24 protein-coding genes are annotated in these 22,646 nt (G+C 63.3%); 8 read left to right on the top strand and 16 right to left on the bottom strand.

The window, feature by feature from the left end; all coding sequences use genetic code 11:
- Positions 1-36: 36 nt before the first annotated feature.
- Positions 37-279 carry a DUF680 domain-containing protein gene (locus EJ075_RS17460; RefSeq protein ID WP_126105089.1) on the top strand — a complete coding sequence of 81 codons (243 nt, stop codon included), beginning with the start codon at positions 37-39 and terminating at the stop codon, positions 277-279.
- An 86-nt stretch (positions 280-365) separates the two neighbouring features.
- On the opposite strand, the gene EJ075_RS17455 is transcribed toward EJ075_RS17460, so the two are convergent.
- From EJ075_RS17455 to EJ075_RS17430, 6 genes are read right to left on the bottom strand one after another with little or no spacing between them, the layout of a single operon-like run.
- Positions 366-596, bottom strand: coding sequence for a hypothetical protein (locus tag EJ075_RS17455; protein ID WP_126105088.1), 231 nt, complete (start codon positions 594-596; stop codon positions 366-368).
- A gap of 52 nt (positions 597-648) precedes the next feature.
- Positions 649-1,230 carry a sarcosine oxidase subunit gamma gene (locus EJ075_RS17450; RefSeq protein WP_126105087.1) on the bottom strand — a complete coding sequence of 194 codons (582 nt, stop codon included), beginning with the start codon at positions 1,228-1,230 and terminating at the stop codon, positions 649-651.
- Positions 1,223-4,231 (bottom strand): sarcosine oxidase subunit alpha, encoded by a 3,009-nt coding sequence (locus EJ075_RS17445; RefSeq protein WP_126105086.1) that lies wholly within the window; start codon positions 4,229-4,231, stop codon positions 1,223-1,225. Before EJ075_RS17445 ends, EJ075_RS17450 begins: the two co-directional genes overlap by 8 nt.
- On the bottom strand, positions 4,228-4,524 hold the full coding sequence (locus EJ075_RS17440) for a sarcosine oxidase subunit delta (RefSeq protein ID WP_095488500.1): 297 nt from the start codon (positions 4,522-4,524) through the stop codon (positions 4,228-4,230). The genes EJ075_RS17445 and EJ075_RS17440 overlap by 4 nt, the downstream gene beginning before the upstream one ends.
- 8 nt (positions 4,525-4,532) lie before the next feature.
- Complete coding sequence (locus EJ075_RS17435; protein WP_095488501.1) at positions 4,533-4,955, bottom strand: hypothetical protein; 423 nt, start codon at positions 4,953-4,955, stop codon at positions 4,533-4,535.
- Entirely contained in the window at positions 4,955-6,208 is a 1,254-nt protein-coding gene (locus tag EJ075_RS17430) for a sarcosine oxidase subunit beta (protein ID WP_095488502.1), read from the bottom strand. The genes EJ075_RS17435 and EJ075_RS17430 overlap by 1 nt, the downstream gene beginning before the upstream one ends.
- A 267-nt stretch (positions 6,209-6,475) precedes the next feature.
- Between EJ075_RS17430 and EJ075_RS17425 the strand changes: the two genes are divergently transcribed.
- Together EJ075_RS17425 and EJ075_RS17420 are read left to right on the top strand one after the other, a co-directional pair.
- The gene (locus tag EJ075_RS17425) at positions 6,476-7,234 is read left to right on the top strand and encodes an SDR family oxidoreductase (RefSeq protein WP_126105085.1); all 759 of its coding nucleotides are present in this window, start codon (positions 6,476-6,478) and stop codon (positions 7,232-7,234) included.
- Between the two features lie 121 nt (positions 7,235-7,355).
- A complete protein-coding gene (locus EJ075_RS17420) occupies positions 7,356-7,745 on the top strand; it encodes an SET domain-containing protein-lysine N-methyltransferase (RefSeq protein WP_126105084.1) in 390 nt (129 codons plus the stop codon).
- Between the two features lie 72 nt (positions 7,746-7,817).
- Here the strand turns inward: EJ075_RS17420 and EJ075_RS17415 are convergent, their stop codons facing one another.
- Positions 7,818-8,261: a DUF6766 family protein gene (locus tag EJ075_RS17415; protein ID WP_126105083.1), complete on the bottom strand. Its 444-nt coding sequence runs from the start codon at positions 8,259-8,261 to the stop codon at positions 7,818-7,820.
- A complete protein-coding gene (locus EJ075_RS17410; protein ID WP_126105082.1) occupies positions 8,248-8,757 on the bottom strand; it encodes a DUF892 family protein in 510 nt (169 codons plus the stop codon). The genes EJ075_RS17415 and EJ075_RS17410 overlap by 14 nt, the downstream gene beginning before the upstream one ends.
- Before the next feature lie 400 nt (positions 8,758-9,157).
- Between EJ075_RS17410 and rpsU the strand changes: the two genes are divergently transcribed.
- The 3 genes from rpsU (at position 9,158) to EJ075_RS17395 (ending at position 11,067) form a co-directional block, all read left to right on the top strand.
- On the top strand, positions 9,158-9,433 hold the full coding sequence (gene rpsU, locus EJ075_RS17405) for a 30S ribosomal protein S21 (protein WP_095488505.1): 276 nt from the start codon (positions 9,158-9,160) through the stop codon (positions 9,431-9,433).
- 149 nt (positions 9,434-9,582) lie between these two features.
- Positions 9,583-10,428, top strand: coding sequence for a tetratricopeptide repeat protein (locus tag EJ075_RS17400; RefSeq protein ID WP_126105081.1), 846 nt, complete (start codon positions 9,583-9,585; stop codon positions 10,426-10,428).
- 165 nt (positions 10,429-10,593) lie between these two features.
- Positions 10,594-11,067 carry a DUF992 domain-containing protein gene (locus EJ075_RS17395; protein ID WP_126105080.1) on the top strand — a complete coding sequence of 158 codons (474 nt, stop codon included), beginning with the start codon at positions 10,594-10,596 and terminating at the stop codon, positions 11,065-11,067.
- Between the two features lie 136 nt (positions 11,068-11,203).
- Here the strand turns inward: EJ075_RS17395 and EJ075_RS17390 are convergent, their stop codons facing one another.
- The 3 genes from EJ075_RS17390 to EJ075_RS17380 are packed head-to-tail and all read right to left on the bottom strand — an operon-like array spanning position 11,204 to position 14,625.
- Complete coding sequence (locus tag EJ075_RS17390; RefSeq protein WP_245457940.1) at positions 11,204-12,364, bottom strand: ABC transporter permease; 1,161 nt, start codon at positions 12,362-12,364, stop codon at positions 11,204-11,206.
- Between the two features lie 55 nt (positions 12,365-12,419).
- Positions 12,420-13,163: an ABC transporter ATP-binding protein gene (locus EJ075_RS17385; RefSeq protein ID WP_126105078.1), complete on the bottom strand. Its 744-nt coding sequence runs from the start codon at positions 13,161-13,163 to the stop codon at positions 12,420-12,422.
- Positions 13,164-13,170: 7 nt separating this feature from the next.
- The gene (locus EJ075_RS17380; RefSeq protein WP_095488510.1) at positions 13,171-14,625 is read right to left on the bottom strand and encodes an efflux RND transporter periplasmic adaptor subunit; all 1,455 of its coding nucleotides are present in this window, start codon (positions 14,623-14,625) and stop codon (positions 13,171-13,173) included.
- Between the two features lie 1,095 nt (positions 14,626-15,720).
- Between EJ075_RS17380 and EJ075_RS17375 the strand changes: the two genes are divergently transcribed.
- Positions 15,721-17,157, top strand: coding sequence for an MFS transporter (locus EJ075_RS17375; protein WP_126105077.1), 1,437 nt, complete (start codon positions 15,721-15,723; stop codon positions 17,155-17,157).
- On the opposite strand, the gene coaBC is transcribed toward EJ075_RS17375, so the two are convergent.
- The 5 genes from coaBC to ubiE all read right to left on the bottom strand — a co-directional run bounded on the left by coaBC (position 17,154) and on the right by ubiE (position 21,494).
- Positions 17,154-18,371, bottom strand: coding sequence for a bifunctional phosphopantothenoylcysteine decarboxylase/phosphopantothenate--cysteine ligase CoaBC (gene coaBC / locus EJ075_RS17370; protein ID WP_126105076.1), 1,218 nt, complete (start codon positions 18,369-18,371; stop codon positions 17,154-17,156). The two genes, EJ075_RS17375 and coaBC, sit on opposite strands and share 4 nt — an antisense overlap.
- Positions 18,372-18,439: 68 nt before the next feature.
- Complete coding sequence (locus EJ075_RS17365) at positions 18,440-18,808, bottom strand: type II toxin-antitoxin system VapC family toxin (protein ID WP_348627325.1); 369 nt, start codon at positions 18,806-18,808, stop codon at positions 18,440-18,442.
- Positions 18,805-19,044, bottom strand: a complete 240-nt coding sequence (locus tag EJ075_RS17360) for a hypothetical protein (RefSeq protein WP_095488558.1) — start codon at positions 19,042-19,044, stop codon at positions 18,805-18,807. Before EJ075_RS17360 ends, EJ075_RS17365 begins: the two co-directional genes overlap by 4 nt.
- 85 nt (positions 19,045-19,129) lie before the next feature.
- Positions 19,130-20,704, bottom strand: a complete 1,575-nt coding sequence (gene ubiB, locus EJ075_RS17355; RefSeq protein WP_126105075.1) for a 2-polyprenylphenol 6-hydroxylase — start codon at positions 20,702-20,704, stop codon at positions 19,130-19,132.
- Between the two features lie 13 nt (positions 20,705-20,717).
- Entirely contained in the window at positions 20,718-21,494 is a 777-nt protein-coding gene (gene ubiE, locus EJ075_RS17350; protein WP_126105074.1) for a bifunctional demethylmenaquinone methyltransferase/2-methoxy-6-polyprenyl-1,4-benzoquinol methylase UbiE, read from the bottom strand.
- A gap of 148 nt (positions 21,495-21,642) precedes the next feature.
- Between ubiE and EJ075_RS17345 the strand changes: the two genes are divergently transcribed.
- Positions 21,643-22,614 carry an adenosine deaminase gene (locus EJ075_RS17345; protein WP_095488516.1) on the top strand — a complete coding sequence of 324 codons (972 nt, stop codon included), beginning with the start codon at positions 21,643-21,645 and terminating at the stop codon, positions 22,612-22,614.
- The last annotated feature ends 32 nt before the right edge of the window (positions 22,615-22,646 follow it).

The following is a 22,646-nucleotide window of genomic DNA, read 5'->3' as shown; positions in this document are numbered from 1 at the left end:
ACAAAAAAGTTCAGCCGCCGAAACCGGAGACAGACAATGAAAAAGACAATCCTCACCCTCGCGGCCGTCCTGGCATTGTCGGGCGCGGCCCTCGCCGGCCAGAGTCAGCCCGGCAAGCAGGCGCCGGCCGCCTGCGCCGACACCAACATCAAGCTCGATTGCGGCGCGACCGGATCGGTCGAAAAGGTAGGCTCGGCCACTCGCGATGGCTCTACTGAAAAAAGGGAGCCGCGACTCGGCATCGACATCGATCCGTGGATCGTGCCCAGCACGTTCTGAGGTTCGAAAGCAAAAGGGCGGTAGGAAATCCTGACCGCCCGTTTTCGTGGCCATTTCAGCCCGGCTTCACCGAAGCCAGATGGAAGTCATTTCCTGCGCTTCTTCATTCCAGCCACGATCTTGGCCTTGCCGGGCCTTGCGGGAGCGCCGGAAATGGAAGTCCCGGTGATCGACACCGGATCGCTGGCCGGAAACGTGTCCTCGAGCCCTTCCTCGAGCTCCTCTTCGATGTTTGATTCTTCGTGCTTCTCGTGTTCGAGAGAGCGCACGGCCGACGTCTTCTGGACCGCTGGATTCGGCGCGGATTTCGACGGCATCGACATTCTCCCTCGACTTGCTCCGGCAAACGGTCGAGCGCAGCGAATGTTCCTAAGCCGCTGCGTCGCCTGCCGCCTCCGACAGGAAAGTAAAGACATAATCGGAGAAGGAACGCCAGCATTCGACCCGGAACGCATCGGCCGCGGTGCGCAACAGCACAATCTCGACCTTGCCCAGAATGGTGCGCGACGCCGCGCCTACCGGAAAGGCGTCAAGCGACAGATCCTGCGGGCAGCCTGAATTGATTGTTGCCGCGGCTGCCGGGCCGGTGACCGATATGGCGACGTTGCGATGCGAGATGCCGACCGCCGAATGCAGCACTGTCAACTTGGCACAGTCGGCGAGCGGATCTTTTGCCGCCTCGTCGATGACCAGCCATTCGTCCGGCCCTAGCCACAATGCAGTGCGCCCGGCCTTTGCCGCCGAGGTTTTGGGCTTTCGCGGCAGGGTCACGCCGAGCGCCTTCGAAAGCGCCGCGACCGAGGCCTCCGGCGCGCGCAGCGAAATGCGCTCCGCCGGCGGCAACACAGCAAGCGTGACGCCGGTGGCGGAAAATTCCTGGCCGGCGAGCGCCGGGCGGCGTTCGGCCGATGGCGCAGTGGCGGCAGTTTTCTTCGCGGCGGCCTTAGCCATTGAGGCGCTCCCCCTTCTCGTCGAAGAACACCATGCCGGTGACCTCCACCTCGATCGTCCCGTTTGGCATCGGCACGTAAAGCGTCTCGCCCATCCGATCACGGCCTCCGGCAACCAGAGCCAGGGCGATCGAGCGGCCGCAATTTTGCGACCAATAGCTGGAGGTGACATGGCCGATCATGGTCATCGGGATCGCCTGCTTCGGATCGCCGACGATCTGCGCGCCTTCTTCCAGCACCACCTTGGGGTCCTTGGTCTTCAGGCCGACAAGCTGCTTGCGGCCCTTGGCGACGAGATCCGGCCGCGCCATGCCCCTGATACCGACGAAATCGGTCTTCTTCTTGCCGACCGCCCAGTCGAGACCGGCATCGCCAGGCGTCACCGTGCCGTCGGTGTCCTGGCCGACGATGATGTAGCCTTTTTCGGCGCGCAGCACGTGCATCGCCTCGGTGCCGTAAGCGCAGGCGCCATGCTTCTGGCCCTCGGCCCACAGCGCTTCCCAGACGGCCTGGCCGTGGTCGGCCGGCACGTTGACCTCGAAACCGCGCTCGCCGGTGAACGACATGCGGAACAGCCTCGTCGGCACGCCGCAGATCTTGCCTTCGCGCACCGACATATGCGGCAGCGCGTCGTCCGACATGTCGATGCCTTCGACCAGCGGCGCGATGATGTCCCGAGACTTCGGTCCCTGCACGGCGATCACCGCCCACTGCTCGGTGATCGAGGTCAGCCAGACGTTGAGATGCGGGAACTCGGTCTGGAGGTAATCCTCCATATGGTTCACCACCCGCGGCGCGCCGCCCGTCGTCGTCGTCACATGGAAACGGTCCGGCGCCAGTCTTCCAACGACACCGTCGTCATAGATGAAGCCGTCCTCGCGCAGCATGATGCCATAGCGGCAGCGGCCGGGCTCCAACTTCTCCCACGGATTGGTGTAGAGCAGTTCCATGAACTTGGCCGCATCCGGCCCGACCACCTCGATCTTGCCCAGCGTCGAGGCATCGAACAGGCCGGCGGTCTTGCGCACGGTGACACACTCGCGATCGACGGCGGCATGCATGTCTTCGCCCGCTTTGGGAAAATACCAGGCGCGCTTCCATTGGCCGACATCCTCGAACACGGCACCTTGGCGCTCGGCCCAGGGATGAATCGCCGTCTTGCGGGTCGGGTCGAAGAGCGGACCCCGCGCGTGTCCGACGATCGAGCCGAAGGTGACCGGCGTGTAGGGCGCGCGGAACGTCGTCAGGCCGACTTGCGGGATCGGCTTGCCCAGCGTCTCGGCTGCGATGGCCAGGCCGTGCATGTTGGAGGTCTTGCCCTGGTCGGTCGCCATGCCGTTGGTGGTGAAGCGCTTGACGTGCTCGATCGAGCGCATGCCTTCATGCACCGCCTGGCGGATGTCCTTGGCGGTGACGTCGTTCTGGAAATCGACGAAGGCCTTTACCGTCGTGTCCGCACCGGCGCCGGGCGCCGCACCCAGCATGCCGCGCGACCAGCTCTCGCTGGCGTCGACCTTCGGCTTGGCTCCCTTGAGGGTGTCGGCGCCGGCATTCTTGACGCCCGCATCCTTGGCCGCCTTGGCGCCCGCCGCATAGGCCTCGTCGATCGTCGCCGACAGCCCGTCCGTGCCGTTGCAGGCGCCGACGGAGACGCAGTCCTGCGCATAGGCGCCGGGCACGAAGCGCTTGGTCTCGTCGTTGAAGGCAACCTTGCCGCGCGACTGCGAGAACAGATGCACCGACGGCGTCCAGCCGGCCGACATCAGGATCGCGTCGACCGGGATGGTGCGCTCGCCACCGCCATTCTTCGGCTGCACGGTCATCGATGAGACGCGCAATTTGCCGCCGGCGCGGATCACCGCACGGCCGAAATTGACCTCGATGCCGAGCGCCCTCGCCTCATCGATCACCGGTCCGGTCGGGTTGTCGCGCAGATCTACGATGGCCGCCACGCCGACGCCGGCCTTCTTCAGGTCGATCGCCGCCGCATAGGCGGAATCATTGGCCGTATAGACGCCGACATTCCTGCCGACCGCGACGCCGTAATGGTTGAGATAGGTCCGCGCCGCCGACGCCAGCATGATGCCGGGCCGGTCGTTGTCGGCAAACACCATGTGCCGCTCGATGGCGCCGGTTGCCAGCACCACGCGGCTGGCGCGGACCTGCCACAGCCGCTCGCGCGGCAGGTCGCGGCCGGGGCTCTGCAGATGATCGCTGACGCGCTCGACCAGCCCGACGAAATTCTGCGCGTAATAGCCGAAGGCCGTCGTGCGGGACAGCACGCGGACATTGTCCATGGCCTTGAGCTTGGCGACTGCACCTTGCGCCCAGGCAAAACCATCCTGGCCGTCGATCCTGGCGCCACTCTCGAAACGAAGGCTGCCGCCGAAATCCGCCTGTTCGTCGGCAAGGATGACGCGCACGCCGGTTTCGGCCGCGGCAAGTGCGGCGGCGATGCCGGCAGCGCCACCGCCCACCACCAGCACGTCGCAATGGGCATAGCGCGCCGAATAGTGGTCGGGATCCGGCTGGTCGGGGGCGACGCCGAGGCCGGCCGCAGCCCTGATCTTGGGCTCGTAGAGGTTCTTCCAGGCGGACTTCGGCCACATGAAGGTCTTGTAGTAGAAGCCCGCCGAAAGCAGCGGCGAGGCGATGTCGCCGACCGCGCTGACGTCGAAGGAAAGCGACGGCCAGCGGTTCTGCGACTGTGCCGTCAGCCCGTCATAGAGCTCCTGCACGGTGGCGCGGACATTCGGCGTCTTGCGCGCTGCGTCGCGCTTGACTTCAACCAGCGCGTTGGGCTCTTCCGCCCCGGCGGACAGGAAGCCGCGCGGCCGGTGGTATTTGAACGAACGGCCGACCAGATGGACGCCGTTGGCAAGCAGCGCCGAGGCCAGCGTATCGCCCTCGACACCGGCATAGGGCCGGCCGTCGAAGCTGAAGCTGGCCGTCTCTGCCTGCTTGAGGCGCCCAGCGCCGGGAATGCGGAACGCTGCGATCATTTGGAGGCTCCCGGCAGCTTCGCGGGCTTCGGCTCGCCGGCCTTGTAGGTCATCAGGAACCTGTCGCTGACGGTATCGCGCACGGCATTGAAGAACCGCGCGCAGCCATGCATGTGCCGCCAGCGCTCATAGATGATGCCTTTGGGATTCGAGCGGATGAAGAAGAACTTTTCGAAGTCGTCATCGCTTGTCGCGGCCATATCTGACGAACGTGCAATATGCGCCTCGCCGGCGTTGCGGAATTCGAGTTCCGGACGCTCTTCCTCGCAATAGGGGCAGCGGATGAGAAGCATGATTGTTCCTACAATTCGCCGTGGCCGACGCGAGCGCCGGCAGGTTGATCGCAAAGCCTCTGGCCCAACGTCACGAAAGGAGCGACGAGCCGGATGCGCTCCTCGATGCTTGCCGCGGGGCGAAAAAGCGCGCGGTTCGCCATGTTGCCGATAGTGAGCTGGATCGGATCGGTGGTGACGATGAGGCCGCGCGGCTCGAATGGCTCGTCCTCGTCCAGATCGGATGGCCGGCCTTCAAAGAAGGAAACGATTCTTTGCCCGCCGCTCCAGACGCAGGCCAGAACGCCGTCATCGACAGCAAACGGCCATTCCGCCTCGTTTTCGGCGCGACTGATCGGCTGCACGCGCACCTCGTCCGGCGACGGAAAATGAAACAGGCCTTGCTCTCCCGCGAGCATCAGCGGCATGGCGACAGCCATCTCGGCCATCATCAGTGCGCCACCGCCGCCGCAGCCGCCTCGTCGATCAGGCGACCGGTGCGGAAGCGCTCGATGGTGAAAGGCGCATTGATCGGATGCGGATCGTCCCTGGCGATGGTGTGGGCAAAGACATGGCCCGATCCGGGCGTTGCCTTGAAGCCGCCCGTGCCCCAGCCGCAATTGACATAGAGACCGGGCACCGGCGTCTTGGCCAGGATCGGCGAGCGGTCGGGCGTCACGTCGACGATGCCGCCCCACGAACGCAGCATCTTCATGCGGGTGAACATCGGGAACATCTCGCAGATGGCGTCGAGCGTGTGCTGCAGGATGTGCAGGCCGCCGGTCTGCGAATAGGAAATATACTGGTCGGTGCCAGCGCCGATGACCAGCTCGCCCTTGTCGGACTGCGAGATATAGGCATGCACGGTGTTCGACATCACCACGCAGGGGAATACCGGCTTGACCGGCTCCGACACCAGCGCCTGCAGCGGATAGCTTTCCAGCGGCATGCGCACGCCGGCCATGTTCATGATGACGGACGAATGGCCGGCGGCAACGACGCCGACCTTCCTGGCGCCGATGAAACCGCGCGTCGTCTCGACACCCATGACCGCACCGTTCGGCGCCCGCTTGACGCCGGTGACCTCGCAATTCTGGATGATGTGGACGCCGCGCGCCGAAGCGCCGCGCGCATAGCCCCAGGCAACGGCATCGTGACGGGCGGTGCCGCCGCGACGCTGCAGGGTCGCGCCCATCACCGGATAGCGGGCATCGCGCGAAATGTTGAGCGGCGGGCAGAATTCCTTCGCCGCTTCCGGCGTCAGCCACTCATTGTCGATGCCGTTCAGCCGGTTGGCGTGGACATGGCGCTTCAGCACCTGGATGTCGTGGACATTATGCGCCAGCATCATGACGCCGCGTGGCGAATACATGACGTTGTAGTTGAGCTCCTGGCTGAGCCCGTCCCACAGCTTCAGCGCATGGTCGTAGATGCCGGCGCTCTCGTCATAGAGATAGTTGGAGCGGATGATGGTGGTGTTGCGGCCGGTATTGCCGCCGCCGAGCCAGCCCTTTTCCAGCACCGCGACATTGGTGATGCCGTGCACCGTGGCGAGGTAGTAGGCGGTGGCCAGGCCATGGCCGCCGGCGCCGACGATGATGACGTCGTACTCCTTCTTCGGCTCTGGCGAGGACCACTGTTCCTCCCAGCCCTTGTGGCCGCGCATGGCCTCACGGGCGATGGCGAATACCGAGTATTTCTTCAACGTTCCAGCCTCGCAGATAGCGGCCGGGCATCCAATCGAGCGCCGGCGCGCGAGGTGTATCACTAGCGAAACAGCGCTGCCAGCCTTGCGCTGTTTGCGACGGCGCTTGCCGTTTTGCGCCGCGACAAAAAAGACCGGTCCGAAGCGGCGGGCCGAACGACGATGCATCCGGGCACCTTCGCAGGTATCGGGTGGCTCGCGCCGCCTCGACCTGCGATCAACACCCCGATTGCCGGCCAAGCTGGCGCGAAAAAAGGATGCAAAAAAATGTTCGCACTCACCAACAAGGTCGCCATCGTCACCGGCGCCAGTTCCGGCATCGGCCGCGCCACGGCAAAACTCTTTGCCGAGGCAGGCGCCAAGGTGGTCGTCGCTGCCCGTCGCCAGGCAGAGCTGGACGCGCTCGTCGCTGAAATCGAGGAAGCCGACGGCACCGCGATCGCCCTTGCTGGCGATGTCCGAGACGAAGCCTATGCCAATGCCCTTGTGGATCTTGCGGTGGACAGGTTCGGCGGTCTCGACATCGCCTTCAACAACGCTGGCTCCGTCGGCCAGATGGGACCGGTTCCCGACATGTCGCTGGCGACGTGGCACGAGACCATCGACATCAATCTGACCGGCGCCTTTATCGGTGCAAAATACCAGGTGCCGGCGCTACTGGAGCGCGGTGGCGGTTCGCTGATCTTCACCTCCAGCTTCGTCGGTCGCACCGCCGGCATGCCGGGCATGGCCGCTTACGCTGCGGCCAAGGCCGGGCTGATCGGTTTGACTCAGGTTCTGGCGGCCGAATACGGAGCACAAGGGTTGCGCGTCAACGCACTGCTGCCCGGCGGCACCGACACGCCGGGCGCGACGACGACCACACCCGAAGCCCGGGCTTTCGTCGAAGGCATCCACGCTCTGAAGCGGATGGCGCAGCCGGAAGAGATCGCCCGCTCGGCGCTCTATCTGGCGTCGGATGCGTCGAGCTTCACCACCGGAACGGCGCTCTTTGCCGATGGCGGCGTCTCGATCAATCGGACGTGAGGCGTTTCGCGTCGGCGAACGATGGAAAAGGGCATGTCGTAAAACCGCGCTTGCTTTCTTGGCGCGATTTGGCGATTCCGTTTTCTGTTCGAAGAATGCTGTTCGAAGACGGGCCTAAAACATGCTGCTGATCAGGACCTACATCGCTGCTAGCGCAATCGAGGGCGTCGGCGTCTTCGCCGCCGAGCCGATCGGGAAGGGAACGTCGATCTGGCAGCTCGATCCGGATTTCGACCGGCTGATCCCGATGGAAAAATATGAGGCCGCGCCGCCGCATCTCAAGGAATTGCTCGACAGATATGCCTATCCAAGCCCGGACCGGCCCGGATTCATGGTCTATGAAGTCGACAATGGGCGCTTCATGAACCACGCCGAAATGCCGAACACGGATTTTTCGCGGTATGGCGGGGCAACCGCGATCCGCGACATAGCGGCGGGCGAGGAAATAACCTGCGACTACGGCGAGTTCTTCGAGGATTTCGAGCGACTTCATTTGGCCACGGCATCATAGCGATCTGGTTGCGTCGTTTGAAGAAAACCCGGAGCGATGATCGGCTCCGGGCCAAATTTCCAGCCCCCAGCTTTAGTTTCGCTGGGCGTGCGGCTCGTCGGTATGCCGGCCGTCATACTGCAGGTCCAACTCGCGAATTGCCTCCTGGCCTTTCTGCGGATCGACCAGGGTGAGAAGCGCGTCGATCTTGGCCTCCATCCGGTCGGTACCCTCCTTAGATTGCGGCGAGCCGACGAAGAGCAGGAACGCCAGGCCACCGACCTGCCAAAGCAGTTGCAGGAATTCCGATTGCCAGTTTTCGAGCGTGTCGCGGCCCATCTCGATCAGATAGCCGCCGAACTCGGGCGGTTGGCCAAGCGCTCGCTGCTCGTCGAGATAGGCGAACCAGCCGAAGACCCAGTGGCCGACAAGCGAGATGATGAAGAAGCCGAGGGTAATCCAGGCATAGCTGTAAGCCCGCCACACCGAAGATGGCTTCACTTTGCCCGACGGCCTGCTGTCCTCACCGCTTGGCATCGTCGCTGTCCGACGCCGTGCGAGCCAGGAACTGCTCCGTGGTCGCGGGCAGGTTGTTTTTCAGCCACTCGGCCATCGCCTCCTCTTCCCGCAGGTTTTGCTCGCAGACGCGGGCGACCTCTGTTTCGCCAAGAGATTCGGCGGCCGCGATGAGGATCCTGTAGGAGGCAATCTCCATATGCTCGAAAGTGTAGCTCGCGAGTGAACCTTTCATCACCTCGTCCCCTGCGAAGACGCCGCTCAGGGACTGCGCCGCCGCCATCAGCTTGCCGCCGGCGTCCTTCAGCGTGGATGTATCCTCGTCTAAACTTTCCAGGCAGGTTCTGAGGCGTGCGGCCTGCCCCTTCGTCTCGTCGACGTGCTGGCTGATGCGCCTACTGAGCTCGGGATAGCTCTCCAGCCGGCTTAGCTGTCCGTTCAGCATGGTTTCGGCCTGCTCCTCCATCGCATGCGCGTCCCTGAGCCACTGGACAAGCCATTCACGGGTGTCTGACATCGGTTTTCTCCTCTGCTTGCGTCGCCGCAACAACCACCGCGGAGCGAAGTTGGTTCCTTCATCGATCAAGCCAGGCGGGCCGTTTTGCCGGATTGGGCAGCAGAAATTTATCGGTGGCGGAAATGCCAACGATCGCTCATCCGCGCGACAGAACCCCGGTCGCGAAGGCACACACCCGAGGTCGTGATTCTTGCTTTTTGACGGCAGTTATGCTAAGTACTTGGGCATGGTGCTGATTTGCGCCGACGACCCGCCGCGGAGGCGGGTTTTTCGTTTCGGCAGTGGACAGAGCGGCATGATTCTGCTATCAGCCGCCACAATTCGTGGTGTAAATCGCCGCGGAGGCTAGTGGCTATGGCCGCTTGCCTGTTGATATCAAACACGAAAGACAGGATTGCCCGTGCAGGTACTCGTCCGCGACAACAATGTTGACCAGGCGCTTCGCGCGCTCAAGAAAAAGATGCAGCGCGAAGGCATCTTCCGCGAAATGAAAATGCGCGGACATTACGAGAAGCCGTCCGAGAAGCGCGCCCGCGAAAAGGCGGAAGCCGTTCGCCGCGCCCGCAAGCTGGCCCGCAAGCGCGCCCAGCGCGAAGGCCTGCTGCCGATGACCCCGCGCCCGGTGGCGGCTGGTGGTGCTGCTGGTGCCGGTGCTCCGCGTCCGCCGCGGTTCTGACGCCAATTTTTCGTCCTTTTCGAAGGATATCCAAGGTGGCGCGATGCGTAATCGCCGCCACCTTTTTGTTTTGAATTCCTCGATTCGGAGAGGCCGGTTCGGAAGGGAACAGACCTGACGGCGCGGCGGGCAGTGAGGACAGAGCAGACATGAATGCAATAAGCGTGGAGCGCAGAACCGCATTGCGCGGCTTTGCACTGACGGCAGCCTTGCTTTCCGGGCTGGCGCTCGCCGGCTGCCAGACAGCCCCGACCGGCGAATTCACCAACATCGACAAGGCACAAGGGTCGGCCGAGAACATCTCCTCGCTGTCGGCCGTTATCCAGCGCAGTCCCCAGGACCCGGAAGGCTACAATGTGCGCGGCTCGGCCTATGGCCGCGGCGGCCAGTATCAGGCAGCGCTCAAGGACTTCAACACCGCCATCCAGCTCAATCCGAATTTCTACCAGGCCTATTCGAACCGCGCGCTCATCCAGCGCTTCCTCGGCGACCAGGCGGCCGCGCTTACCGACTACAACCGCTCGATCCAGATCAATCCCGACTATGACGCCGCCTATATCGGCCGCGGCAATCTCTACCGCAAAGCCGGCCGCATCCAGGAAGCGTTCAACGATTTCCAGAAGGCGATCCAGCTCGACACGACCGATGCCCGCGCCTACCACAATCGCGGCCTGATCTATCAGAGCCAGGGCCAGCACGCTTTCGCCATCGAGGATTTCTCCACCGCCATCTCGCTGGCGCCGGACGCCGCCGAACCCTACAATGGCCGCGGCCTCTCCTACCTCGCCATGAACGACGAGGATAATGCCTTCGCCGACATCAACATGGCGATCAAGCTCGACGGCAAGAATGCCGAGGCCTGGTCCAACCAGGCGCTGATCTACGAGCGGCGCGGCGACAAGGCCAAGGCGGCGAAATCCTACCGCGAGGCAGTGCGTCTTAATCCCACCTACCAGCCGGCCAAGGACGGCCTGGCGCGCACCAGCGCCGGCTAACCGACGGCGACGTTGGGCCTGATATGGCAGGCCTGCCGTTTTTGGCATGCCTTCGAAGCCTTCAATCACTGTGCGTTAACGCCCGCCTTGATCGCGCCAAGTTTTCGGCGGAACGCTCGCGATGCTCAGCCGTTGTTCAAGGCAATTCGCAAAAGGACCCCTCCCATGATCAAGAAACTCGCCTGTGCCGCCGCCCTCGCCACCACGGTGCTCGCTGCCCCTGCCAGCGCGGGCAGGCTGGAGCTCGGCGTGCTCGACTGCACCATCGATGGCGGCACCGGCTATATCGTCACATCCAACAAAGGCGTGGCCTGCACCTTTCGCCCTCATCATGGCGGCCCGCCCGAAGCCTATACCGGGGTCATTTCCAAGCTCGGCGTCGACGTCGGCAAGACGCACCAAGGCGAATTGATATGGGCTGTTCTGGCGGCCACTCGCGATCGTAATTCCGGCGATCTTGCCGGCAGCTATTATGGCGTCAACGCCGAGGCCAGCCTGGTGACCGGCGGCGGCGCCAACCTTCTGGTCGGCGGATTGAACAGCGCCTTCTCGCTGCAGCCTCTCAACGTACAGGCGCAGACCGGCGTCAATCTGGCAGTCGCCGTAACCTCGCTGGAGCTGATCCACTCTTTCAAATAAGCGGCATAGCGTGGCTCTGCGGCGCGGAACAGGATTGAACTGTTCCGCGCCGCGTGGTCCCCGGCGCGTGGTAGCCTTTTGATTAGGCGCTTTGCGGCTTCGAAATTAACCGATTATCGCGCGGTGGCGCCAAACCTCATTCTGTGCGCAGCGCTTCGATTGGCTGTAGCCTTGCGGCCTTGCGGGCGGGATAATAGCCGAAGAAGACGCCTACAGCCGCCGCAAAGCCGATAGCCAGCAGGACGGCGCTGAGGTCGATGATCACCGGCCATTGGGCGATAGAGCCAACGGCGATTGCCGTAGCAATCCCAATAGCGGCACCCAGAATACCGCCGAGCAAGGCCAGCGTTGCTGCCTCAACGAGAAACTGGGCAAGGATATCTCGCCGTCGCGCGCCGACCGCAAGCCGCAGTCCGATCTCACGGACCCGCTCCGTCACCGTCACCAGCATGATGTTCATGATGCCGATCCCGCCCACCACCAGCGAAATTGAGGCCACCGCCGAAAGCAGCAGCGACACCACGCGCGTGGTCGAACCCTCGACATTCGCAGCTTCGGCGAGGTTGCTCACCACGAAGCTGTCTTCCTGACCCGTCCGCAACCGGTGGCGCTGCCACAGAAGGTTGCGGATAGCTGCCATCGTGTCCTCTGCCGAGGCCCAATTGGCGAACTTGACCGTGATGCTGTGTACGAAGGTCGGATTGGCGCGGCTCGTGCCGATGAACTGACGTCGCACCGTCTTTAGCGGCACAAGTGCCACATCGTCCTGGTCATCGCCCCATACGCTCTGACCCTTCCGCTCCAGCAGTCCGATCACCGTGAACGGCACGTCGCGGATGCGAATCGCGGCGCCTACCGGATCGGCTCTTCCGAACAATTTCTCCCGCATCGTTGTTCCGAGGAGCACCACATTGGCGACGCGCTTGTTGTCCTCCGGGGTCATCTCCTGCCCGACGATAACCCGCCATTCGCGCGCCGAGAAATATTCCGGCGTCACGCCGCGCACCACGCCTTGCCAATTGCTGGAACCGATCGTGAACTGCTCGCGTGCGTGGAGGAGTGGCGCCGCCACCACGACGCCGGGGATTTCCATTCCGATCGCCGCCGCGTCCTCTTCACTCAGCCGCGGCGCGCCACCGGCCCCAAGCCGGACGCTGCCCATCTTCGCACTGCCCGGACTGATGCTGATGAGATTGGCGCCAAGGCTGCGGATCTGAGCTGCGATGCGTTCGCGCGCACCAACCCCGATCGCGATCATCACCACGACAGCGGCCACACCGATGATGATGCCCAACATGGTGAGCGCGCTGCGCAAATGATGGGAGCGTAATGATCGCAGGGCAGTTCTTGTGCTACCGGACATTGTTGTAAGCCAGCGATAGATGGCGAGCGTTACCTAGAGACCGTGCCTGTTGCGCGACAGGGGTGTCGGACACAACGCGACCATCTCGAAAGGCCACAATGCGATCGGCATGGGCAGCAATCTGCGCCTCATGGGTGACCAGCACAATGGTCAGGCCCTCTACATTGAGGCGGCGGAAAATCGCCATGATCTCCAGCCCGGTCTGGCTGTCGAGCGCACCAGTGGGTTCATCGGCGAGCAGAAGCAAAGGCTCCGTCACCAGAGCACGGGCAATCGCAACGCGCTGCTGTTGTCCGCCCGAGAGTTCGGCAGGCGTATGTCTGGCCCGATCGGCGAGCCCTACCCTGGCCAGCATCGCCAGGGCTGCGCGCCGCCGCTCTCCAGCCCACATGCGGCGATAGACAAGCGGCAGCTCCACATTTTCTAGTGCGCTGGCCCGCGGCAGCAGATTGAACGACTGAAACACGAAACCGATGTTGCGATTGCGGATTGCAGCGAGCTCATCGTGATGGAGACCACCGACGTAAACCCCGTTCAGGCGGTAGCGGCCTTCGCTGGGACTGTCGAGGCAGCCCAGTATGTTCATGAAGGTAGATTTGCCTGACCCAGAAGGTCCGATCACCGCGACGAATTCGCCTCTTTGAATCGTCATGGTCACCCCTTCGAGCGCCCACACCGGTCCTCCGCCAACACGGTAGCAATGGCGCAGCCGATCGACTTCGATCAGGGCCATGGATGCCTCACCGCAACCGGAACTTGACCAGGACGGAAGACGCGTCATCGTCCCGACGCGGAGCAGTGGCAAGCCCTGTAATGACCTGCTGCCCCTCGGTCAGGTCGCCTGCCAGCAACTCTGTTGTACGACCGTCGGTGATTCCAAGCCGGAGCGAAACCAGCTTCGGCTCGCGGTCTGGCCCAACTACAAAGACCTCGCCCGGGCTTCCTGCCTCTGCGCCCGTTTCGGCAATGGCCGGCGCGGTTGAACGCGCCTTGTCCCCGGTATCATTCGGCGGCCGGAAACGCAGGGCAGCGTTCGGCACTTTCAAGACGCCCTGTCGCTTGGCCACTACCACACTCAGATTGGCGGTCATGCCGGGCAACAGCAGCTCATCGGAATTTTCGGTACCGACCACCACTATGTATGTGACGACATTTTGGACGACCTGCGGTGCCTTGCGGATCTGCTTTACCGTGCCGGTGAAGATTCGGTCGGGATAGGCATCGGCGGTGAAAGTAACTGGCTGGCCAAGCGCAAAACGGCTAATATCGGCTTCCACCACCGAAGCCTCCACCTGCATCTCAGTCAGGTCCTGAGCTATGGTGAACAGGATCGGTGTCTGCAGGCTAGCCGCGAGGGTCTGACCACCACTAACGGCGCGATTGACCACTGTGCCGGTGACCGGCGCGCGTACATACGTGCGGTCAAGATCGATTTGGGCCTGCTGAAGCACCGCTTCCTTCTGCTTCACCTGGGCAAGCGTGTTGGCGAGCTCGGCTTCGGCCATATTGAGTGTCGCCTTGGCGGCTCGAACGGCTGCCGATTGCGACAGTTCCTCCGCTTGGGCAGCAGTCGCCTGCGCCTTGGCAGAGTTATGCGCAGTGTTGTCCCGCTCCCATTCACCCTGCGCGATGATCTTCTGCTTAGCCAGCGAGCGTTTGCGGTTCACTTCCTGCGCCGCACCATCGAGCGCGATTTCGGCGCGTGCAGTCTGTGCTGCGGCAGAATCATATCTGGCCGCGGCGGTCTCCATCTCTGCCCTGGCCCGCTCGATTTGGGCTCGCTGTACGGAAACCTGCGTTTGGGCCATCTCCCGTTCGGCAAGGGTTTGCGCCAGTCTTGCTTCGTAAATCTCCGGGTCAACCCGGGCGATGACCTGACCCTTGGTGACCTTGGAGTTGAAGTCGACATAGAGTTCCTTCACCCGACCCGAGAGCTGAGAACCGACTTCCACCATAACCAGTGCGTTCAGCGTGCCAGCCGCCTGAACTGTTGTGATGATATCGCCGCGCTCCACGGCTTGCGAGCGATAGGCGGGGGTATCGGGCCGGATCGAGGACGGCTTGAGGAGAGCTGAGAGGTTATTGAAGGCCGACAAAACCTGGCCGGAAGTCGCCGATGGCGTCGGTCCCATCGAACTCCCTGGCGTCACCGCGGCGCCGAGGATTGCCGTAACGAACAGAACGCTGCGCATCATTTTCTGACCACCTCCGAGCCGGAAGGGAAAGGTAATCCCTTCCGGCTCTTTAATCTGTGATCGGCAATGCCGTAGAGGAACTCATTTCACCTATTGAAGAAATCCATCACAGCAAACCGCACAGAGATCGATTCGAAAGTTCCGGATCTTACTGCTTGCATTGCCCCGGATTGCCCTCGCAGGCTGTTTCGGTCTTGTTGTCGATGTTGCCCTTGCCTTCAGCCGTGTCCTGCGTTGCCGTGCCGAACGCATTGCCACTCACATCCTTCGTGGTCTCATTGCATTGGCAGTCCGGAACCGACCCTGTCTTTGTGCAAGTAGCCACGCCAGCGGCGCCGCAGAAGTCTGTGCACTGCGTCGCCGACACGCCAGGACAGGCGTTCTGCGCTAGCGCGCCGCCTGCTCCAAGCAACAGTGTCCCACCCCAGAAAGCCGCAGCCGCGGCTACCTTTAAACCACTATGTCCAACAATCATGTTCTCCTCCGAATTTGCCAGAGCTAGAGGGTGCTGCGCAGGCCATCTCTGGCACTGGTCGGCAGCATGAGGGCGCAAGAGAGCCCTCGATCCGGCTCGATCGATTATGCTGTGGGAGATGCGGAAGTTATGAGGCCGCCAGTAGCGGGTTACGCCGCCGGGCCTCCCAAGACTCTTTCGGGTGAAGGTCCCTCTGCGGCGCGTAGAACCGCCGCGATACTTGGCCTGTGCAAATCGGCAACGCTCATTGTCGCGCTCCAGTACGACCGCAAGCAGAATAATATTCGCTATTGCTAATATATTAACCGTACCTGCGGAAGTTGGCAACAAATATCTACATCCACCGGTTGACGTGCCGCTAAATCGATTCGGTAGAGCGGCGTCAACATCGCCATCGGCGTCAGCAGTACCAGATGCGCAGCACGGCGGATCGATGGAGCCGGGACGCACGATCATTTTGACTTCCCGCCTTCATCAGCATTCTCAGCGCACCCGCAAAAAACCGCTTGAGCTCAACTGCAGTTGAGGTTTTACAACCCCCGAAGCGCCGCTTGCCCTTTGGAGACGAAGGGCGCTCCACCATTTTTTGAATCGGCGTATAAGAACGTTCGGAGGGCGGGGTGACCGAAACCAGCACAAACAGGGTCGATTGGCGCGCGCTGTGGGCGAGCGGCGATCTGGCGCGCTTCTGCTTCATCAGCCTCGGCATCCTGCTGCACGCCACCAATGAAACCATGGTGGCGACGGTGATGCCGGCCATGGTCGGCGAACTCGCTGGCGTTCAGCTGGTCGGCTGGTCGCTGGCGATCTACGAGCTCGGCGCCATCGTCGCCGGCGCTGCCGCCGGGCGGCTGGTGAGCTACGTCGCGCTGCGCACCAACATGGTGGTGGCCGCCCTGCTTTATGCGGCCGGCGCACTGGTCTGCGCCATCGCGCCCTCCATGCCGCTGTTCCTGACCGGGCGCCTGATCGAGGGGTTTGGCGGCGGCGCGCTAGTGTCGTTGGCCTTCGTCTCGGTCGAGCGGCTGTTTCCACGCGCCATCTGGCCACAGCTTTTCGGCGTCATGTCGGCGATCTGGGGCGTCGCCGCCTTCAGCGGCCCGGTGCTGGGCGCGTTGATGACCGAGTTGCTCTCCTGGCGCTGGGCTTTCGGCGTCTTCACGCTCGGCGGCACGGCCATGGCATTGGCGAGCTTCATCGTGCTCGACACGCCTGAGGCGACCAAGCCGCAGGCGATCACTGGGACGGCGCCGCCCTTCCCCTTCGCCGCGCTCGGCTGCCTTGCCGTCAGCGTCGTGCTGATCGCCACGGCCGGGGTCGACATTGCCCTGCTGCGTTCCTCCCTGCTGCTGGCCCTCGGCCTGGTCGGGCTTGCGCTGTTTGTCCGCATCGATGCGCTGAAGCCGCGCTCGCGGCTGTTCCCGTCGCGGCTGTTCTCTTGGCGCTCGCCGGTCGGCGCAGGCATGACCATGGTCGCCGCGTTCTCCGTGGCGACCTGTTCCTTCGCCGTCTACGGACCGCTGCTTCTGACCAGCCTGCACGGCATTCCGATCCTGACCACCGGCTACATCATCGCCGCCGAATCGATCGCCTGGTCGATCCTGTCGATCCTCGTCGCCAATGCGCCGCCGGAGCGCGAGAGGCTGATCATCACCGGCGGCGCGCTGATGATCGCGATGGGCATCGCTGGTTTCGCCTATGCCGTGCCGGCGGGTTCGATTCCGCTGATCCTGTTCTGCGCCTTGCTGCAAGGCGGCGGCTTCGGCATTGCCTGGCCCTTCGTCACCCGCGTGATCGTGGCATCGGCCAGGGATGGTGAGCAGACGATCGCCTCTGCCGCCGTGCCGACCATGCAGCGCATCGGCTATGCGGTCGGTGCAGCACTGACCGGCATCGTCGCCAACGCCAGCGGTTTTTCCGAAGGCCTGAACCGAGAGGCGGCAGCGAATGTCGCCACCTGGTTGTTCCTTGCCTTCGTGCCACTCGGCCTTCTGGGATGCCTTGCAGCCCTGAGGATCTCGGGGCCGGCAGCCCGGCCACAGGAAGCAACGGGCTAGACAGTAATTGTCTTCAGCCGCTCGGCGATCAGTGCCGCAAGCCGCGTCGCCACCTCGTCCTTGCTCATCTCGGGCCATTCGTCGACACCGGCCTTCGAGACGATCCGCACCCGGTTGCGATCGCCGCCCATCACGCCGCCTACGCGGGACACGTCGTTGGCGACGATGAAATCGGCGCCCTTCTTCCTGAGCTTGGCCTCGGCGTTCTTGACGAGGTCCTGCGTCTCAGCGGCAAAGCCGACGACCAGGCTGGGCCGCCTTTTGTGATGACCGACACCGGCAAGAATATCGGGGTTTTCGATCATCTGCAGCGCTGGCGGCCCCTCGCCTGCCACTTTCTTGATCTTCTCGCCGGCCAAAGTCTCGCTACGCCAGTCGGCAACGGCAGCCACGAACACGGCCGCGTCCGCCGGCAGCAGTTGTTCGACCGCGTCCTTCATCTCGTTTGCGGTTTCGACATGCAGCGTGGTGACCTCAGTCGGGTCGGCAATGCCGACCGGACCGGACACGAGGCGCACATCGGCGCCGAGCCTTGCCAGCGCCGCCGCAATGGCGTGGCCCTGCTTGCCGGACGAGCGATTGGCGATGTAGCGCACCGGGTCGATCGGCTCATGCGTCGGCCCTGAGGTGACGATGATCTTTCTGCCGGCCAGCGGCTTCGGCCTGATGTCGAGCAGCGCCTCGATCGCGGCGACGATCTCCAGCGGCTCGGCCATGCGGCCCTCGCCTGCCTCGTTGCTCTCTGCCATCTCGCCCTTCGCCGGGCCGATGAATGCGATGCCGTCCTTCTGCAACGTCGCGCGGTTTCGCCGGGTCGCCGGGTGCGACCACATTTTCGGGTTCATGGCGGGCGCCATCAAAACCTGCTTGTCGGTGGCGATGAGCACGGTCGAGGCAAGGTCATTGGCGTGGCCGTTGGCGAGCTTCGCCATCAGGTCGGCGGTGGCCGGCGCCACGACGACAAGGTCGGCCTCGCGCGACAAGCGGATGTGGCCGACATCGTGCTCGTCATTGCGGTCGAACAAATCGGTGAAGACGTGGTCGGCAGCCAGCGCTCCAACCGACAGCGTGGTCACGAACTCCTGCGCCGCAGCGGTCATGACGACACGCACCGGAGCGCCCCGCTCGCGCAGCCGGCGGATCAGGTCGAGCGCCTTGTAGGCGGCGATGCCGCCGCCGATGATGAGCAGGATGCGCTTGCCGGAAAGGATCATGCCCGAGACCAGTCCTTGTCCAAAGTCATGCCGGCTTCAGTACCGGCGTGATATCGGTATGGATGAAATCATCGCCCTTGAAAAGCAATGGCAGATCTCGGGTCTTGGCGAGAGCGTAGGCGAAGCAGTCGCCCAATGTTGAGGTTGGCCGGGTGGCCGGTGCCGCGGCCATAGGTTGAATAGGCAAGGCGAGCTGCAGAAAGCTGCACCAAATCGAAGGCTAGAATTTCGAGTTGAAGCTCCGAAACTATCGCTTCAAGTCGGGCAGCTCCCTCCGGATATCTGCCTCGCAAGGCGACGCAATATGCTTCATATAGCGTGCCAGAACTGATCGACGGCAGCTCCGATCGGGCGATGGCGTTGGCGAACAACACGTTGTCTGATTCCCGCCCCAGAATGGAAATCAATGCCGACGTGTCGACGACAAGAGCGCTCACCGGAGGCCTTCGTCCCACATTTCATCTGCGAGTTTCTTCAGGTCGAAAGGCTCCGCTGGTTTCACGCCAAGCGCCAGAACCTTGTCAACGTCGATCCTTCGTCGTGCAGGGCTTTTAACCTCTCGCGCAAGAACTTCCCGAGCCTCCTGCTCCATCGAAACACCTCGCGCGGCGGCGCGCTCGCGAAGGGCCTGCTTCACGCTGTCGTCAAGATTGCGGATGGTGAGCGTACCCATGGCATTGCTCCTTCTCATCCAACATAGTTGATGAAAGGAATGCTTTCAATGACAGCGCCGACAGCACTGCTGTCATTGCTTGCATTCAAAGCAGCTTCCACGCGATATACACCAGCGTCACCGCGATCACCCACAGCGCCAGCCGGCCGGAGCGGGTGTAGCGCGCCTCGGCCTTGCCGATCGCGTGCGCTGTCCTTTCGTCGAAGCGCAACCCATGTTCGGCCATCAAATCGATCTCGCGCGACAGCCGCTCGGTGCGGGCGGCGAGGTCCGGCGCCTGGCGGGCCAGCGCCAGCAGCGCGCTGGCGCCGTCGCGCGCGTCGGCCAGCAGAGCACGCGGGCCGAGATTGCCCGATATCCAGCCGCTGACCACCGGTTCGGACGTCTTCCACATGTTGAAGGCCGGGTCGAGGGTGCGGGCGACGCCCTCGACCACCACCATGGTCTTCTGCAGCAGCACCAGTTCGGAACGCGTCGCCATGTCGAAGAGGTCGGTCACCTCGAACAGAAGCGTCAAGAGCTTGGCCATCGAGATGGTATCGGCCGGCTGGCCGTGGATCGGCTCGCCGATCGCCCGGATCGCCTGGGCGAACGCCGCGACATTGTGCTGGCGCGGCACGTAGCCGGCCTCGAAATGCACTTCGGCGACGCGCAGATAGTCACGGGTGATGAAGCCATAGAGGATTTCGGCGAGGAAACGGCGCTCCTTCTTGCCGAGCCGGCCGGCAATGCCGAGATCAACGGCAACGATGGTGCCGTCGGCCTCGACGAACAGGTTTCCCGGATGCATGTCCGCATGAAAGAAGCCGTCGCGCAGCGTTTGACGCAGGAACGACTGGATCAGATTGGCGGCGATCGCCTTCAGATCGTGGCCGGCAGCAGCGAGGCCGGCAATGTCGTTCATCTTGATGCCGTCGACCCATTCCATGGTCAGAACGTCGCGGCCGGTGCGCTCCCAGTCGACCATCGGCACGCGAAAGCCGGGATCGTCCTTGGTGTTCTCGCCGAGCTCCGAAAGCGCTGCCGCCTCGAGCCTCAGATCCATTTCGATCTTGGTGGTCTGCGCCAGCGTCTCGGTCACTTCGACCGGCCGCAGCCGGCGCGACGACGGGATGTACTTCTCCTGCAGGCGGGCAGCGAGAAAATAGCTCTCGAGATCACGAAAGAAGAGGCGGCGCACGCCTGGCCGGATGACCTTGACCGCCACCCGCGAACCGACGCCGTCGTGCAGGGTTTCTGCGATATGGACCTGAGCGATCGAAGCCGCGGCAACGGCATCGCCGAAACTGGCGTAGAGGTCGCCGACCTTGCGCCCGAGCGAAGCCTCTATCGCCGCAATGGCCTCGGTCTGCGGAAAGGTCTGCATCTTGTCCTGCAGCATGGCGAGGTCGAGCGCCATGTCGTTGCCGACGACATCGGGCCGTGTCGCCAGGAACTGCCCGAGCTTGACATAGGATGGCCCGAGCCGGACGACCGCCTTGGCCAGCCGGTCGCCACGCTCATAGGCAAGCGCGCGGCGGCGGGTGAACAGCCGTGCCATCCGCCAGCCGAGTTTCGGCAGGCCGGAAAGCTCGTCGCCCGGCAAGGCCGCCACGACGCCTTCGCGGACCAGCACCCAGCCGGCCCGCACGAGCCTGAAACCAGCGCCGACCCTGCTCATGACTGCGCTAGCCTCAAAGCTTCCAGCCCGAATGAAGCGCAGCAATGCCGCCGGAATAATTGCGAAAAGAAGCGCGGTCGAAGCCGGCGCGGGAAATCATCGCCGCAAAATTCTGCTGATTGGGAAACTTGCGGATTGATTCGACCAGATAGGAATAGGGCTCGCCGTCACCGGTCACCGCCTTGCCGATCCTGGGGATGGCGTTGAACGACCACGCCTCATAGACCTTGTCGAGCAACGGCATGTCGACCTCGGAAAATTCGAGACAGAGAAAGCGTCCGCCGGGCTTCAGCACGCGATAGGCTTCCGCAAGCGCCACATCCATGCGCGGCACGTTGCGAATGCCGAAAGCGATCGTGTAGGCGTCGAACGTGGCCTCAGCGAAGGGCAGCTCCTCGGCATTGGCTTCGACGAAATCGGTGTTTGCCGTTAGTCCCTTTTTCTCGGCCCGGTCGCGGCCGACGGCGAGCATCGAGCCGTTGATGTCGAGAACGGTGGCATGGGCGTTCCTGCCGCTCGCCTCGACGATGCGGACGGCGATGTCGCCGGTGCCGCCGGCAACGTCGAGAACGCTCCAGCGCGGTCGTTTCGGTGGATTGAGCCATGTGACCATAGCGTCCTTCCACAGCCGGTGCAGGCCGGCCGACATCAGGTCGTTCATCAGATCGTAGCGGTTCGCGACCTTGTGGAAAACGTCATTGACCAGGGACTGCTTCTCGCCTGCCCCTACACGCTTGAAACCATAGGAGGTCTCCATGCCGCCAACGGCCGTGGTTCTCTCAACCGACATTATTTTTGATCCGCCATAAAACCGGCGGGACCATAGCCGATCGATGGTGCCGACGCTATTGTTTAAGGCGCGGTGTTCGGCCGCGCTTCTCGGTTGTGGAATCATGCTTATGGCTCCGCGAACTGGGCTGACCTGACGGGATGACTGCATGCCTTTGAAAGCGGAACTGCACTGCCATATCGAAGGGGCAGCGGCGCCCGAACTCGTCATCCGCCAGGCGCAGAAATACGGCAAGGACACCTCGCCCTACATTCAGGACGGCTCCTTCGTCTGGCACGATTTCACCTCCTTCCTCGCCGCCTATGATTTCTCCTCCGACCTGTTCCGCACGGAAGAAGACTATGCGCGGCTGGCCGATCATTACCTGACCAGTCTCGCCCGCGACGGCGCCATCTATTCCGAGATCTTCACCTCGCCGGACCATGCCGGCAAGGCCGGCCTGTCGCCCAAGGCCTATACGGACGCGCTCGGCGAAGGCATGGCGCGTGCCAAGGCCAAGACCGGCATCGAGGGCCGCATGATCGTCACCGGCGTGCGCAACGCCGGCGTCTATTCGATCGAGCAGGCGGCGCGCTTCGCGGCCCGCTGCGGACATCCGCTGGTCACCGGCTTCGGCGTCGCCGGCGACGAGCGGATGGGCGATCTGGAGGACTATGTCAGGGCCTTCGAGATCGCGCGCGAGGCCGGCCTCGGCATCACCGTCCACGCCGGCGAGCTGATGGGCTGGGAAAGCGTCAAGGCGGCGCTCGACCATATCCGCCCCGCCCGTATCGGCCATGGCGTGCGCGCCATCGAAAATCCCGACCTTGTCCGGCGCATAGCCGACGAAGGCGTCGTGCTCGAATGCTGTCCCGGCTCCAACATCGCGCTGAAGGTCTTCGACAGTTTCGCCGATCACCCTTTTCCGGCGCTGCAGGCGGCGGGCTGCAAGGTGACGCTAAACTCCGACGACCCGCCCTATTTCTGGACGTCGCTGAAGCGCGAATACGACATTGCCGCAGAGCATTTTTCGATGGACGACAAGGCGCTCGCCGCCGTCACCAGAACCGCAATCGAGGCCGCCTTCGTCGATAAGAAGACCAGGACGGCGCTTCTCGCCCGCCTCAACGCCGCCCGCTAACTCTCTCCTCCTGCAAAAACTGTGGTAGGTGA

Origin of the sequence: Mesorhizobium sp. M6A.T.Cr.TU.016.01.1.1 (assembly GCF_003952585.1) — a bacterium.
GTDB classification, from domain to species: Bacteria; Pseudomonadota; Alphaproteobacteria; order Rhizobiales; family Rhizobiaceae; genus Mesorhizobium; species Mesorhizobium mediterraneum.
Note: the sequence above shows the minus strand (reverse complement) of the source record. Positions and strands in the feature narration are given on the sequence as shown.

Bases quoted from the DNA above. Each gene is read 5' to 3' on its own strand.
- EJ075_RS17460 (WP_126105089.1), top strand. From the start codon at position 37: ATGAAAAAGACAATCCTCACCCTCGCGGCCGTCCTGGCATTGTCGGGC.
- EJ075_RS17455 (WP_126105088.1), bottom strand. From the start codon at position 596: ATGCCGTCGAAATCCGCGCCGAATCCAGCGGTCCAGAAGACGTCGGCC.
- EJ075_RS17450 (WP_126105087.1), bottom strand. From the start codon at position 1,230: ATGGCTAAGGCCGCCGCGAAGAAAACTGCCGCCACTGCGCCATCGGCC.
- EJ075_RS17445 (WP_126105086.1), bottom strand. From the start codon at position 4,231: ATGATCGCAGCGTTCCGCATTCCCGGCGCTGGGCGCCTCAAGCAGGCA.
- EJ075_RS17440 (WP_095488500.1), bottom strand. From the start codon at position 4,524: ATGCTTCTCATCCGCTGCCCCTATTGCGAGGAAGAGCGTCCGGAACTC.
- EJ075_RS17435 (WP_095488501.1), bottom strand. From the start codon at position 4,955: ATGATGGCCGAGATGGCTGTCGCCATGCCGCTGATGCTCGCGGGAGAG.
- EJ075_RS17425 (WP_126105085.1), top strand. From the start codon at position 6,476: ATGTTCGCACTCACCAACAAGGTCGCCATCGTCACCGGCGCCAGTTCC.
- EJ075_RS17420 (WP_126105084.1), top strand. From the start codon at position 7,356: ATGCTGCTGATCAGGACCTACATCGCTGCTAGCGCAATCGAGGGCGTC.
- EJ075_RS17415 (WP_126105083.1), bottom strand. From the start codon at position 8,261: ATGCCAAGCGGTGAGGACAGCAGGCCGTCGGGCAAAGTGAAGCCATCT.
- EJ075_RS17410 (WP_126105082.1), bottom strand. From the start codon at position 8,757: ATGTCAGACACCCGTGAATGGCTTGTCCAGTGGCTCAGGGACGCGCAT.
- EJ075_RS17400 (WP_126105081.1), top strand. From the start codon at position 9,583: ATGAATGCAATAAGCGTGGAGCGCAGAACCGCATTGCGCGGCTTTGCA.
- EJ075_RS17395 (WP_126105080.1), top strand. From the start codon at position 10,594: ATGATCAAGAAACTCGCCTGTGCCGCCGCCCTCGCCACCACGGTGCTC.
- EJ075_RS17390 (WP_245457940.1), bottom strand. From the start codon at position 12,364: ATGTTGGGCATCATCATCGGTGTGGCCGCTGTCGTGGTGATGATCGCG.
- EJ075_RS17385 (WP_126105078.1), bottom strand. From the start codon at position 13,163: ATGGCCCTGATCGAAGTCGATCGGCTGCGCCATTGCTACCGTGTTGGC.
- EJ075_RS17380 (WP_095488510.1), bottom strand. From the start codon at position 14,625: ATGATGCGCAGCGTTCTGTTCGTTACGGCAATCCTCGGCGCCGCGGTG.
- coaBC (WP_126105076.1), bottom strand. From the start codon at position 18,371: ATGATCCTTTCCGGCAAGCGCATCCTGCTCATCATCGGCGGCGGCATC.
- EJ075_RS17360 (WP_095488558.1), bottom strand. From the start codon at position 19,044: ATGGGTACGCTCACCATCCGCAATCTTGACGACAGCGTGAAGCAGGCC.
- ubiB (WP_126105075.1), bottom strand. From the start codon at position 20,704: ATGAGCAGGGTCGGCGCTGGTTTCAGGCTCGTGCGGGCCGGCTGGGTG.
- ubiE (WP_126105074.1), bottom strand. From the start codon at position 21,494: ATGTCGGTTGAGAGAACCACGGCCGTTGGCGGCATGGAGACCTCCTAT.
- EJ075_RS17345 (WP_095488516.1), top strand. From the start codon at position 21,643: ATGCCTTTGAAAGCGGAACTGCACTGCCATATCGAAGGGGCAGCGGCG.